The following is a 14,031-nucleotide window of genomic DNA, read 5'->3' on the forward strand; positions in this document are numbered from 1 at the left end:
CAAAGATGACCAAGCGCGTAGCATCTTCAGTCAGTCATGTCATCATATGAGTTGGTGAACTTAAACCGCCTTCGGAAACTCGCTGTCCCGCTGCAGCTGGACGTAGAGGCCGTTGGCCCGCGTAATATGCTCGGTCATGGCGGCGGACGCCGCTTCCGCGTCGCCATTGGCAATCGCCTTGTAGATCCGTTCGTGCTCCAGAATGGTGACCCGCTCAGCGCCGGGTACAGAGACCAGATCGCGCTTGAACCGGGACAGCCATTCCAAGATTCCCTTGGTCACCGCAGCTATCAGCGAATTGCCGCTCATCTCCGCGATAACGCCGTGAAAAGCCATGTCGGTGGCGACAAAGGCGGCATGATCGCCTCGCGCCTCGTGCAGAGCGCGAATGCATTCCTCCAGGCGCAGCAGGTCCTTCTCGGTGGCCTTGCGGGTGGCCATGCTCACCAGCGCCGACTCCAGTAAGAGCCGCGCCTCCTTGAGTTCTTCCATGCCGCGGACATTCGTTGCCAGCATCATGATCATCGCACTCGAGATCTGGTCGACGATCACGTCCGGCGTCGGGTTGATCACGCGCGCCCGTTCACCGTGCGAGATGAGGATGAGGCCCTTCTGATGCAGCGACTGCATCGCCTCGCGGATCGCAGGCCGGCCGACCCCGATCATTGCCATCAGCTCACGCTCGGAGGGCAGCTTCGAACCCGGCGGAAACTCGTTGGACGAGATCGCCCCAATCAGTCGATCAAGCACTTCCTGATAAAGCTTCCGCTTTCGCACCGGCTCCATGGCCTCATTCCAGTCTGAAACAGAGTGACAAGCACCGTCCCTAACAAGTCCGCCCGAGGATCGCGACCCGCCGCGGCGACGCTTGACGATACTTATATGATGACATACCGTCTCTTGGCATCGGCCTTCAAGAAATTGATCGGCACCCTCGAAAAGAGGGGCTTTCGCACGATCGACGTTGCGCCGCGGGCATTGGGGAGGACGGAAAACATGGCATTGAACAGGCGTGAATTCACCATTTCGACGCTGATGGCACTCGCCGCCACCGGCGGGCTGACAGTCGCGGCACGGACACAGGGGACAAAAACCATCGCCGTGCTGTTTGACGGTCTCTATTCCGAGTTCTGGGTGGCCGGTATCGAGATTATCCGCGAGAACCTGAAAAACCGCGGCTTCGAGATCTTCGAGGCGATCTCGGATCAGGACGACAACAAGCAGTTTGAGCAGGTGCGCGCTGCCATCGCCCGCAAGGTCGACGGCATCATCATCGTGCAGACCGATTCCAACGCCGTCATTCCGGCGATCAAGGCCGCCAACGAGGCCAAAATCCCGATGGTTCACTTCAACCGCCCACCGGCGCCCTCGGAAGCTTTCTCGGTCGCGATCCAGGCGGACAACCAGAAGATCGCGCGGGAAACCGTCACCTATGTCTGCGAGGTAGCGAAAGCCTCCGGCAAGAAGCATCAGGCGGCGATCATGATCGGCGACCTCGGGGATCCCAACGCGATCCAGCGCCGCGACGGCTTCCAGGAAGCGATCGACCAGTTCAAGGACTCGGTCGAACTCGTCGCCTCGATCCCGACCGAATGGAACGCCGACACAGCCTTTGCCGGCCTCACCAACGCGCTGCAGGCCAACCCGGACATCTCGCTGTTGTTCACGTCATCGGACTTCCTCCTGCCGCAGATCACCCAGGCGCTGAAATCGGCCGACAAATGGGGCAAGATCGGCGAGGAGAACCACGTCATCCTCGCAGGCTTCGATGGCGCTGCGCCTGCCTACGCCCTAATGCACGAAAGCTACATGGATGCCTGCGGGGTGCAGAACCTATTCTACGAGGCCGAAATCGCCATTCAGGCGATCGTCGACCTTCAGGACGGCAAGAAGGTGGAGAAGCTGCTCCTCGACCCCGGCTTTGCCATCACCCAGGCGAACATGAAGGAAAAGCAGGCCGAGATGTGGGGCTACGTCCTGTGGGCGAAGGACAACCCACAGTAAGGGCTCGGACCCGTCCGGGCCACGCGGCCCGGACCTCCCGCCCATGGCCACCTTTTTGGCTCCCCATTACCTTCATTTGGAGTCGCTTATGACGGCCGTTCCTCCAGCCGACATCAACCAGCGACCGTCGGGTGCCGGCAGCCTCGGCCTGTTGCGGCTGGTGCTGTCGGAATATTTCGTCCTTGTCCTCTGCGTTGTATATCTCGCGGCAATCTACCCTTTCGTACCGGAAATGCTGTCGCTGGAAGTGGCGTCGAACATTCTCGGGGACATGATGCCGTTGCTCGTCGTGGCGATCGGCCAGACCTTCGTCCTGATCATTGCCGGCATCGACCTCTCGGTGACAGCGATCATTTCCTTTGCCGCCGTCGTCGGGGCCTCGGTGATGACCGGCTCGGGCGGCTATCTCGAAGGCAGCAATCTCGCTGTGCCCGGCGCGGTTCTGGCGATGCTCGCCGCCGGCCTCTTCATCGGCCTCGTCAACGGTCTGTCGGTGACGCGGTTGAACATGCCGTCCTTCATCGTCACGCTGGCGACGCGGATGTTTTTCGCCGGCGCGGCGATATGGTACGTCACCTTCCACTCGCCCTCCTCCTCCATCGCAAACCTGCCAACGGGCTTCACCGACTTTTCCACGACATCGATGGGCGGAATCCCGTTGACGGTGATCGTCGCCACGGCGATCGGCCTTGCCGCGCACTTCCTTCTGTCGCGCACTGAATTCGGACGCTGGATCTACGCCGTCGGCGCCAATCCGCAGGCGGCGCGGATTTCCGGCATTCCGGTCTCTCGTACCATCCTGATGGCCTTTCTGATCAGCGGTGGCTGCGCCGCGATCGGGTCGATGATGTATGTGGCGCGGATGCAGACGGGATCGCCGATCCTTGGCGAGAACATCCTGCTCGACGTCATCGGCGCGGTGGTGATCGGCGGCACCAGCCTGTTCGGCGGCAAAGGCAAGATCGTCTGGACGGTATTCGGCGTCCTGTTCCTGATGCTGATCGACACCTCGATGAAAATGCTGGGGTCGTCGCTCTTCACCATTTTTATCATCAAAGGCAGCGTCATCCTTCTGGCCGCGACGGTGGACACGCTCCGCCACCGCTACTTCGGACGGGGCTGACCGTGGCCGCTCCCCTGATCGAGATCGACGGCCTGACCAAGAGCTTCTTCGGCGTGAGGGTGCTGCACGGAGTTGGCCTGACACTGCAGCGGGGCCAGGTGCTCGGCCTCGTCGGAGAGAACGGCTCCGGCAAGTCGACGACGATGAACATCCTTGGCGGCGTCCACCAGCCGGATGCCGGCACGATGCGGCTGGACGGCAAGCCCTACGCGCCAGTGGCGCCGGAGGCAGCGATCCGTGCCGGCATTGCCTTCATTCACCAGGAACTGAACCTCTTTCCCAACCTCACGATCGAAGAAAATCTCTTCGTCGATGCCTTCCCCCGCCGCAGCCGGCTGTTGCCGTTCATCGATCGGGCAGAGATCCGGGCACGGACGACGGAGTTGCTGCGCGAGGTCGATCTCGAATTGAAGCCCTCGACGCCGGTGTCGCGGCTCAGCCAGGGCGAGCGGCAACTGGTCGAGATTGCCAAGGCTCTGTCGCGCAAAGCGCGGATCATCATCTTCGACGAGCCGACGACCTCCCTGACCAGGCCAGAAGTAACCCGGCTTTTCGCGATCATCGCGAGGCTGAAGGATCGCGGCATCGGCATCATTTACATCAGCCACGCCCTGGAAGACGTGATGGCGGTGTGTGACAGCATCACCATCCTGCGCGATGGAGTCGTTGCCGGTGCAGGTCCCCGCACGGAGATGACGGTCTCGCGCGTCGTCTCCATGATGGTTGGCCGCTCGATCGACACGATCTTTCCCGCCCGCACCGCCAGTCCGGGCCGCCCGCCCGTGCTGCAGATCGATCGCCTCAGTCAGCCTGGCGTCGCGCACGAAATAACGCTTGTTGTTCATGCCGGCGAGATACTTGGCCTTGCCGGCCTGATGGGCTCGGGCCGGTCCGAACTCGCCCGAATGATCTTCGGTCTCGACCGCTTCGCCACCGGCACGATCCGCATCGATGAAGCGATGCTGAAAAGGCCGACCCCTGGTGCAGCAATGGATGCCGGCATTGCCTTTCTCACCGAGGACCGGCGCGGCGAAGGGCTGCTGATGGATTTCAGCATCGCCGACAACGTCGTGCTCGCCTCGCTGCGCGACTTCGCCGGCGCGTTCGGTGTACTCGACAATGGCCGGATCGAACGCGAGGCGGCGGCGACCGGGCGCGCGGTGCACCTGTCGACCACGCGGGTCGCCGAGACCAAGGTGAAGCACCTCTCGGGGGGCAACCAGCAGAAGGTGGTGATCGGCAAGTGGCTGCGTCGCGAGCCGAGGCTCTTCATTCTCGACGAGCCGACTCGCGGCATCGACGTCGGCGCCAAGCAGGAGGTCTACCGCATCATCAACGGACTGACCGAGCGCGGCAGCGCAGTGCTGTTGATCTCCTCCGAGATCGAGGAACTGATCGGACTGTCCGACCGCATCCTCACCATCCATCGCGGCGAACTGACAGGCGAATTTGCCCGCGAGAGTTTTGACCGTGAGGTCATCATGACGGCGGCCACCGGCACCACTTCCGTTCCAAGGGAGCTCGTCGCTCGATGAAGATTGGCAGCCGCGTCCTCCTCACCATCCTGCAGAACGCCCCTTACCTCTTGTTCGCCGTGCTGCTCCTGACCTTCGGGCTGATGTCTGACCGGTTCCTGGCCATCGCCAACTTCCGCAACATCATCATTCAGGCGGCGCCGATTGCCATTCTCGCCATCGGCATGACCTTCGTGCTCCTGACCGCCGAGATCGACCTTTCGATCGGCGCCAGCATGTACCTGACGGCCAGCATTCTGGCACTGTACCTGCCCGATGTGGCCTGGCCGGTCGGCTTCCTGGCGGTGCTGCTGCTGGCTGCGCTGATCGGGGCGGTGAACGGGCTGATCGTCACCCGGCTGGGGGTCGCCTCCTTCATTGTCACGTTGTCGACGCTGTTCATCCTGCGTGGCATTGCAATGTTCCTGTCGAACACCCGCACGCTGATGTTCCCGGATTCGATCACCACGCTGAACCGGGCAAGTGTCTTCGGCATCCCCTCGGCGATCGTCATCTTCCTCCTCGTCTTCGCCATCGCCGCGGTCATCCTCCACCAGACGCCGTTCGGCCGGCAGGTCTATGCCGTCGGCGGCGATCCCGATGCGGCGCGAAAGGCAGGCCTGCCGGTGCAGCGCATCAAGCTGATGTGCTTCGTGCTGGCGGGTGCCTGCGCTGGCATTGGCGGCTTCGTCTCGATCACCCAGATCGGCGCGGCCGGCCCGAAATACGGCGACGGCATCGAGTTCGCGGCGATCGCCGCCTCGGTGCTCGGCGGTGTCTCGCTGTTCGGCGGCCGCGGCAGCGTCGCCGGCACGGTGTTCGGCGCGATCCTGATCAAGACCGTCCAGAACGGCCTCAACGTCATCAATGCCGACCCGTATGTCTACCCGCTGGTAACGGCTGCGATCATCTTCCTCGCGGTGGCGATCGACGGCATCCGCACCCGCATCATCGAGCGTCTGGAGCGGCGGACGATCCGTCCGCTCGAAGTCGTGTGAGCTTCTGCAACAGCCTTCAAGGACGCATGCCATGACCACAATCGCTCTCGTCGGTGCTGGCGGCAAGATGGGTTACCGTCTGGCCGGGAAGCTCAAGGAGTCGCGGTTCACTACCCGCTATGTCGAGGTAAGCGAGGCCGGTCGCGAGCGCCTGAAGACGGGTCTCGGGATCGACTGTAGCTCAGTCGAGGAGGCGGTCGCGGGAGCCGAAGTGGTGGTGCTGGCGGTGCCCGACACGGCGATCGGCAAGGTCGCCGCCGACATCGAACCGAGTCTCAGGCCGGGCACCCTCATCGTCGTGCTGGATGCCGCAGCGCCCTTCGCCGGCCACCTCCCCAACCGACCCGACCTCACCTACTTCGTCACCCATCCCTGCCATCCGCCGATCTTCAATGATGAGACCGACATCGAGGCAAAGCGCGACTTCTTCGGTGGCGTTGCGGCCAAGCAGCACATCGTCTCCTCGCTGATGCAGGGACCGGAGGAACACTATGCTCTCGGCGAGGAGGTGGCGCAGATCATCTGGGCGCCGGTGATGCGCTCGCACCGGATCAGCGTCGAGCAGATGGCGCTGCTTGAGCCGGGCCTGTCGGAAACCGTCTGCGCCAGTCTCCTCGACGTGATGCGCGAGGCGATGGACGAGGTGGTGCGGCGGGGCGTGCCGCGGGAAGCGGCACGCGATTTCCTGCTCGGCCACATGAACGTCTTGGGCGCGGTGATTTTCGAGGAGACGCCGGGCGTGTTTTCCGACGCCTGCAACAAGGCGATCGAGTTCGGCAAGCCGATGCTGATGCGCGACGACTGGAAGCGGGTATTCGAGCCGCAGGAACTCGCCGCCTCCATCCGGCGGATCACTTGAGGAAACATGCAATGGCACAGCTTCAAGGCGGCCTGATCGGCTGCGGATTTTTTGCACTGAACCATCTCAATGCTTGGCGGGACCTGTCGCGCGCGCCGGAGGGTGCCGCCATTGTCGCGCTCTGCGACCAAGACCCGGACCGGCTGGCGAAGGTCGCGGCCGACTTCGGCATCACGCGGACCTATACCGACGCGGCGGAAATGTTCGCGGCCGAAAAGCTCGATTTCGTCGACATTGTCACCACCGCGCCGAGCCACCGGGCGCTCGTTGAACTTGCCGCGAGCCATGCCGTCGCGGTGATCTGCCAGAAGCCGATGGCGCCGAGCATCGCCGACGGTCGCGCCATGGTCGAGGCCTGCGAGGCCGCGGGTGTCCCGATGATGGTGCACGAGAATTTTCGCTGGCAGAAGCCGGTCCTCGCCGTGCGCGACGTGCTTCAGTCCGGCGTCATCGGCCGGCCGTTCTGGGGTCGGGTCTCGTTCCGCTCGGGCTATGATGTGATCGCCGGCCAGCCGTACCTTGCCAAGGGAAAGCGCTTCATCATCGAGGATCTCGGCGTCCACGTGCTCGACACCGCCCGCTTCCTGTTTGGCGAGGTCTCGCGCCTCACCGCGTCGATCGCGACGGTGAACCCGAACATTGCCGGCGAGGACGTCGCCACCATGCTTCTCGTCCATGCGGGCGGCGTGACCTCGACCGTCGACTGCAGCTACTCCAGCCGAAGGGCCCGCGAATTGTTTCCCGAGGTGCTGGTCGACGTCGAGGGAACGGAGGGGTCGGTGCAGCTCGACGCCGGTTACGCGCTGACGGTGACGTCGCCGGGCGGCATCGAGCGGCGCGACGTGTCGCCGACCCTCCTCGGCTGGGCACAGAAGCCATGGCACGGGGTGCAGGAGAGTGTGCTCAACATCCAGCGCCACTTCGTCGAGACGCTCCGGGCCGGCACGTCGCCGGCGACTTCCGGCCAGGACAATCTGAAAACCTTCGCCCTCGTCGAGGCAGCCTATGGCAGCGCCGATAGCGGCAAGACGGTCGATCCGGAACGGTATGCATGATCGCCGGCCGCGCCACCCTGCTGTTTGGAACAGAGGAGGTGCCGCCGCCGATGCGACTGCTGCGCGCCGGCCCTCTGTCGGCCGAACTCGTCGGCGGCAATCTCGCGAAGATCCGATGGGGCGAGAGCGAAATCCTGCGCGCAATCGCCTTCCTCGTCCGTGACGAGAACTGGGGCAATTGCCCCGTGGAGATCGACACCCTCTCCGTCGAGGAGACGGCGGAACGCTTCACCGTATCCTATCGAGCTGTCTTTCGCGCGCCGGACGGGGCCGAGCTGCGATGCGACGCGTCGATCGAGGGAACCCCATCAGCCGGCCTCGTCTTCGAGGTTGTCGCGACGCCGACCGCGGCTTTCGCCACCAATCGCTGCGGGTTCTGCGTCCTGCATCCGGTCCTCGGCCTTTCCGGCACCCCTGTCCGGATCGAGCACACCGACGGCGTCATCCAGACCGCTGCGCTGCCGGAGCTGATCGCGCCGGCGCAGCCGTTCAAGGATATCCGCGCCATCAGCCATGCCGTCGCGCCGGGCGTCACGGCCACCTGCCGGATGGAGGGTGACGCCTTCGAGATGGAGGACCAGCGCGCCTGGACCGATGCCTCCTACAAGACCTACGTCCGGCCGCTGGCTCTGCCGTGGCCTTACACCCTTCCACCAGGCGTCCCTGAGCGCCAACGGGTGGCGCTGACGATCGAGGGCGGGCGCGGTGCCGTGGCAGCCGAACCTCGGCCGACAGCGGTGACGGTCACGCTTGGCGAGGCAGCCGGCGTTGTGCCGGATTTCGGACTGGGCATTGCGCCGGAGGATATCGCGGCGACGCTCGGGGCGATCGACGCGCTGCGCTTCGTCCGCCCGCAGCGTCTCGTCCTCCATTTCGATCCGCGCGCGGGGCACGGCCGCGAGGCCCTTGCGGGATTTGCGGCAATTCTTGCCGCCTGCCCCGCCAAGGCGACGCTCGAATGCGTCGTGCCGTGCGTCAGGGATCCGGCGGTGGAACTGCGCGAGATCGCGAACCTCGTCGACGAAACGGGCCTATCGCTGACCGACATCATGGTCAGTCCGGCACCCGACCTGAAGTCGACACCGCCCGGCAGCCGCTGGCCCGATTGCCCGCCGCTCGAGACCGTCTACACCGCAGCCCGCGCTGCCTTTCCCGACCTGCCGATTGGCGGCGGCATGATCAGCAGCTTCACGGAACTCAACCGCAAACGGCCGCCGGCCGGTCTGCTCGACGTCGTCAGTCACACCACGGCGGCGATCGTTCATGCCGCGGATGACCGCAGCGTGATGGAGACGCTGCAAAGCCTTCCCTTCGTCACCCGCTCCGTTCGCGCAATGATCGGGCGGGCGCGCTACCGCATCGGGCCGGCAGCCATCGGCATGCGCGACAACCCTTACGGCCCGTCCCTCTCCCCCAATCCCGGCGGCGCGCGGATCACCATGACCGATGCGGATCCGCGCCAGCGCGGTCTCTTCGCCGCCGCGTGGATGATCGGCTATGCTGCAGCGGTCGCCGACGCCGGTCTCGACGCGCTGACGCTCGGCGCCTTCGCCGGACCTTTCGGACTCGTCGATCCGGATGGCCGGAGGCGCCCCGCCATCCACGCGGCGCGGATGCTCGGCCAGTTGGCCGGACAGGCGGCGCGCCCGGCGAGATCAAGCGAGCCGGCAGCGGTTCTGGCCGTCTGCGGCGGCGATACCGTGCTCGTGGCCAACCTCACCGGGGAGCGCCAGGCTTGCCGCCTCCCCGGACTCGTCGCGATCGAGCGGCTGGACGAAGCGGCGCTGTCGCCGCTCCTCGACGGCGAACCGCTGCCGGTCGAACGGGGACCGGTCGAACGGGGAGCAGCCGACGGCTTCGAGCTCGGCGCTTTTGCCATCGCCATCGCGACGGTCGGGGCCACGCGATGACTTCTCCCCTCCTCCTGTCCTACTACGGCGACGACCTGACCGGCTCGACCGACGTCATGGAGGCGATGGAACTCCACGGCATCGAGACGGTCCTGTTCATGGACCTGCCGACGTCGGCGCAACGCGAGCGCTTCTCGACCTGCCGCGTCGTCGGGCTGGCCGGCACGAGCCGCAGCCAGACGCCGGACTGGATGGACGCGCACCTGCCGGCGGCTTTCCACTGGCTGCGCGAGATCGGCGCGCCGATCTGCCATTACAAGGTCTGCTCCACCTTCGATTCCGCGCCCGGCATCGGCAGCATCGGCCGCGCGATCGACATCGGTGCGGCGGTATTCGGCCAGGAGGCGACACTCCTGGTGGTCGGTGCGCCGGAGCTCAAGCGCTACACCGCGTTCGGCGAGCTCTTCGCCGGCTTTCGCGGCGTCAATTATCGCATCGACCGGCATCCCGTCATGCGCCAGCATCCGGTGACGCCAATGGACGAGGCGGATCTGACGCGCCATCTCGGCCGCCAGACCGACAAGCGCATCGGCCTTGTCGATCTCGTCGCCTTGAAGCGTGCCGATGGCGCCGACGCGATCGAAGCGGCCATCGCCGAGAGCGCCGTGGTGATGCTCGACGTGCTCGACACCGAAACGCAGGCGGCGGTTGGTGGCCACCTCTGGCGGCTGCGCGACCGCATGCCTTTCGTCGCCGGATCGTCGGGAGTCGAGTATGCGCTGGTCGCCCCGGAATCTGGAACCCCGCTCGCGGGGGCGCGCTTGCATTTCCCGCCTCCAGGCGCGCGCGGCGCCATCGCCGCCGTCTCGGGCAGCGTCTCCCCGACAACCGAGCGCCAGATCGCCCATGCCTGCGAGCACGGCTTTGGCGCCGTCGCGCTCGACCCTCTGGCCCTTACCGGAGGCTCGGCGGCCGCCGCGATCGCCGCCGCGGTGGAGGCCGGTTCACGGGTGCTCGAGGAAAGACGAAGCGTCGTTCTCTACACGGCCACGGGATCGCGCGATGTCGCGGCGGCAGCGATCGATGGGCACCGCCTGGGCGCGGCACTCGGCACGATCCTCCACAGCCTGGTGCGGCGGCACGGCCTTCGGCGCGCCTGCGTTTCCGGCGGCGACACGTCCAGCCACGCCATCCGCGCCCTCGGGCTCTACGCCCTCCAATGCGTCTACCCGCTGCCGAACTCGCCAGGATCGCCCCTATGCCGTGGCTTCAGCGAGGATGCGGCCATCGACGGGCTGGAGATCGCCTTCAAGGGCGGCCAGGTCGGCACCGATTCTTATTTCTGCCAGGTCCGCGACGGCTAGGACCGGCGGAAGGGTCGTGAAGAGCCTTACGGGGCCTGACATCTCGGAGGAAGCGATCGTCTCCGCCTCGTTCGAAGTCCTTTCGGAAGATAAGGGCGAGAGCCCGTCGGTCAGGCGCAGCGCCCTCAACGTGCTTTTCCGCGCCATCCCCTTCGTCAGCCTTGTCCTCGTCTTTTCGGTCATGGCCGGTATCAACCCGCGCGTCGCATCGAGTTTCGGGCTGGAACTGCTGCTCGCGCAGGCGGTGACGCTGGTGCTCGTGGCCCTCGCCCAGATGTTCGTGGTCGGCGGATCGGAGATCGATCTCGGCGTCGGGGCCTTTGCCGGCCTCGTCAACGTCGTCAGCTCGACCTTGCTGGTCACAACGCCGGCCTTCGGACTGCTCGCGCTCGTCGCCGGTCTCCTTGGCTACGTCGTCATCGGCCTGCTGATCCAGGCACGCGCCATCCCCGCCATCGTCGTGACGCTCGGCACCTCGTTCATTTTCGCCGGCATCGGCCAGACGCTGCAACCCTCGCCGGGCGGCGCCAGTCCCGAATGGCTGAGCAGTCTCTATGCGCTTGCCGTTCCCGGCATTCCGACGCCGCTTCTCCTGATCGGCCTTGCGACCGCTGTCGCCGTGGCGATCGACAGATCACCGACCGGGACCATCCTGCGTGCCTTCGGCAGTGCACCTTTGGCGCTCACCCGCAGCGGCTGGTCGCCGGTCCGCTACGCCGTCCTGCGCTACGTCATCGCCGGCGCTTTCGCGACCGCCGCCGGCCTATTCCTCACGGCCAGCAACGGCGCCAGCGACATCAATGCCGGCTCCTCCCTCACCCTGCTCGCCATCGCCGCGGTGGTGATCGGCGGCTGTCAGCTCGTCGGCGGAACGATCTCCCCCCTAGGGATGGTCGCGGGCGCGGTGACGCTGTCGCTGATCGGTGCGCTTCTGGCGTCGCTCGGCGTCAGCACCGATTTCAACGCCGCGGTTCAAGGCGGCCTGCTGATCGCCATGCTCAGCCTGCAGACGCTGGCCGCCTGGAGCCGCCGCCGTGCGTGAGGCGATCGGAACGCTCACCCGGCGGCGGCGCTGGATATGGCCGCTTCTCGGCATCCTTCTGCTCTGGGCGGCGCTGGTGGTGTTGACCGACCGTTTCAGCGTCTACAGCCTGTCCGGCGTCGCGACGTCCGCTGCCTTTCTGCTGTTGCCGGCGCTTGGGCAGATGCTGGTGATCACCACGGGGCGCGGCAATATCGACCTGTCCCTGCCGAGTGTCGTGACGCTCAGTGCCTATCTGACGATCGCCGTATCGGGCGGTCGCGACGCTGGCGTGCTGCCGGCATTTGCGGCGGTGCTGGCCTGTGGCCTTGTCGTCGGCACCTGCAATGCGCTGACGGTGCTGGTGCTGCGGATCCCGGCGATGATCGCCACCCTGGCCAGCGGATACATTCTCGCCACCGCGACGCTCGTCCTCAACGGCGTGATCCGGGCCGCCGGATCAGCCCCAAGTCTCGTATCTGCTACCAGCGGCCGACTGGGCCCGTTGCCCTACATCGCGATCGGCGCCGTTCTGGTCGCAGCGGCCTGCGCCGTCATGCTGTCGTTCAGCAGTTGGGGGCGAAAGCTTGCCGCCGTCGGACAAAACCCGGAGGCCGCGAGGCTGTCGGGCATCAAGACACGGCGCGTCGATGCCTCTGCCTTCATCGCCAGTTCCATTCTCGCAAGCCTGACAGGCTTCCTCCTGTCCGGTTATGCCGGCGACGCGTTCTTGGAAATGGGAGCGCCCTATCTGCTGCAGTCCGTCGGGGCGGTCGTTCTGGGTGGCACGCTGATTTCCGGCGGCGCCGCGACGACCCTTGGAACCGCCATGGGCGCGTTCCTGCTGGTGATGATCGTCACCACGATGCAGATCGCGGGCCTGCCGGTACAGGATATCCTGCAGGGCACAGCCATCATCGCTGTCCTGAGCCTTGCAGGCAACCGCACGCAACTGAGAGGGCGGTGAGACGCCGTCGATTGACCCATATCGGGTCGGCCTCCAATTTGAAAATCGTCGTCCCCCACACCAACCGACAAAGCCTAGACGTTATTGACCTGCGCAAGTCATTGGATATAGTTCAATTCGATATAAAAATACTGCACTGCAATATTCAACGCGAGAACGCGCTCTTTTAACTTGAGATGAACGCGTCCGATTGGGGGGAACGGAATGACTTTGCGATATCTGAGTGGTACGGCCGCCGCACTGCTACTCGGCGTCAGCATTGGTGTCGCAGGTTGGGCCGCGCCAGCCGTCGCGCAGACCAAACTGGTCGGCGCCAGCCAATTCGACGAGAACCACGCCTTCACCAAGACGATGCGCAAATTCGAGGAATTGGTATCAGCCTGCTACACTGAAGAGCCGATTGTTTTCGAGATGCACCTCAACTCCGAGCTCGGGCTGGAGAAGGACTACGTTGCATACATGAATCAGGGCCTTTCGGTGGACTATGCGGTGGCTTCGCCCGCCCATATGTCGACCTTTTCGAAGATGGCGCCACTGATGGACATGCCGTTCCTGTTCCGGGACGAGGATCACTGGAAGAAGGTGCTCGAGGCGGACGCGCTGAAGCCGATTGCCGACGACATTCTGGCAAAGGCCGACATCCGGCTTCTGGGCTATGCGGGCGGCGGCACGCGCAACATCTTCGCGACGCGGCCGGTCACCAACATGGAAGAGATGAAGGGACTGTCGATCCGCATGCAGGGCGCCCCGATCTGGACCAGTGTCTTCGGTGCGCTCGGCGCGGCGCCGACCGTGATCGCCTACAACGAAGTCTACAACGCCATCCAGACCGGCGTCATCGAGGCCGCCGAGAACGAGGCTGCCGGCGTCGAGCAGATGAAGTTCTTCGAAGTGGGGCCGGAACTCTCGCTGACAAAGCACGCCATCACCATCCGGCCGCTGATGATGTCCAACAAGATCTATCAGGGCCTGCCGGAAGCCCTGCAGAAGTGCATCGACGAAGCCGGTCCCAAAGCGGGCCAGCATGGTCGCGACATCGAAAGCAGCGAGGACGGCAAGAAGGTCGACGCCATGGTCGAAAAGGGCTGGATCAAGACGCACGAATTCACCGACCGCGACGCGATGCTCTCAGCCGCCAGTCCGGTGCTCGAGGCCTATGCCGAGGAACTCGGCGCAGCCGAAGTTCTGAAGAACATCCAGGCGATCCGGTAGGACGCCGCTGCGCCGGGGCGGCCCCGCCGCCCCGGCGCTTCACAATGCCTCCGCATTTCCCGCA

At 65.0% G+C, this 14,031-nt stretch carries 12 protein-coding genes; 11 read left to right on the forward strand and 1 reads right to left on the reverse strand.

Annotated elements, in window-relative coordinates; translation table 11 throughout:
- Nucleotides 1–60: 60 nt before the first annotated feature.
- Entirely contained in the window at nt 61–786 is a 726-nt protein-coding gene (gene nanR, locus Sa4125_RS16320; RefSeq protein WP_223999533.1) for a transcriptional regulator NanR, read from the reverse strand.
- A 210-nt stretch (nt 787–996) separates the two neighbouring features.
- On the opposite strand from nanR, the gene Sa4125_RS16325 reads away from it, so the two are divergent.
- From Sa4125_RS16325 to Sa4125_RS16375, 11 genes are all read left to right on the forward strand, one after another.
- Nucleotides 997–2,004, forward strand: coding sequence for a sugar ABC transporter substrate-binding protein (locus Sa4125_RS16325; protein ID WP_223999535.1), 1,008 nt, complete (start codon nt 997–999; stop codon nt 2,002–2,004).
- 88 nt (nt 2,005–2,092) lie between these two features.
- Nucleotides 2,093–3,127, forward strand: coding sequence for an ABC transporter permease (locus Sa4125_RS16330; RefSeq protein ID WP_223999537.1), 1,035 nt, complete (start codon nt 2,093–2,095; stop codon nt 3,125–3,127).
- Nucleotides 3,128–3,129: 2 nt separating this feature from the next.
- Nucleotides 3,130–4,662, forward strand: coding sequence for a sugar ABC transporter ATP-binding protein (locus Sa4125_RS16335; protein ID WP_223999539.1), 1,533 nt, complete (start codon nt 3,130–3,132; stop codon nt 4,660–4,662).
- Nucleotides 4,659–5,639 carry an ABC transporter permease gene (locus Sa4125_RS16340; RefSeq protein WP_223999541.1) on the forward strand — a complete coding sequence of 327 codons (981 nt, stop codon included), beginning with the start codon at nt 4,659–4,661 and terminating at the stop codon, nt 5,637–5,639. Before Sa4125_RS16335 ends, Sa4125_RS16340 begins: the two co-directional genes overlap by 4 nt.
- Nucleotides 5,640–5,643: 4 nt before the next feature.
- The gene (locus Sa4125_RS16345; RefSeq protein ID WP_224007868.1) at nt 5,644–6,498 is read left to right on the forward strand and encodes a phosphogluconate dehydrogenase C-terminal domain-containing protein; all 855 of its coding nucleotides are present in this window, start codon (nt 5,644–5,646) and stop codon (nt 6,496–6,498) included.
- Between the two features lie 11 nt (nt 6,499–6,509).
- A complete protein-coding gene (locus tag Sa4125_RS16350) occupies nt 6,510–7,553 on the forward strand; it encodes a Gfo/Idh/MocA family oxidoreductase (protein WP_223999543.1) in 1,044 nt (347 codons plus the stop codon).
- A complete protein-coding gene (locus Sa4125_RS16355) occupies nt 7,550–9,463 on the forward strand; it encodes a hypothetical protein (protein WP_223999545.1) in 1,914 nt (637 codons plus the stop codon). The genes Sa4125_RS16350 and Sa4125_RS16355 overlap by 4 nt, the downstream gene beginning before the upstream one ends.
- A complete protein-coding gene (locus Sa4125_RS16360; RefSeq protein WP_223999547.1) occupies nt 9,460–10,767 on the forward strand; it encodes a four-carbon acid sugar kinase family protein in 1,308 nt (435 codons plus the stop codon). Before Sa4125_RS16355 ends, Sa4125_RS16360 begins: the two co-directional genes overlap by 4 nt.
- A 16-nt stretch (nt 10,768–10,783) precedes the next feature.
- Nucleotides 10,784–11,809: an ABC transporter permease gene (locus Sa4125_RS16365; RefSeq protein WP_223999549.1), complete on the forward strand. Its 1,026-nt coding sequence runs from the start codon at nt 10,784–10,786 to the stop codon at nt 11,807–11,809.
- Entirely contained in the window at nt 11,802–12,755 is a 954-nt protein-coding gene (locus tag Sa4125_RS16370; protein WP_223999551.1) for an ABC transporter permease, read from the forward strand. Before Sa4125_RS16365 ends, Sa4125_RS16370 begins: the two co-directional genes overlap by 8 nt.
- 204 nt (nt 12,756–12,959) lie before the next feature.
- Nucleotides 12,960–13,967, forward strand: coding sequence for a TRAP transporter substrate-binding protein (locus Sa4125_RS16375; RefSeq protein ID WP_223999553.1), 1,008 nt, complete (start codon nt 12,960–12,962; stop codon nt 13,965–13,967).
- Nucleotides 13,968–14,031 lie beyond the last annotated feature (64 nt).

It is taken from the genome of Aureimonas sp. SA4125, from assembly GCF_019973775.1.
In the GTDB taxonomy this organism is placed as follows: Bacteria; Pseudomonadota; Alphaproteobacteria; order Rhizobiales; family Rhizobiaceae; genus Plantimonas.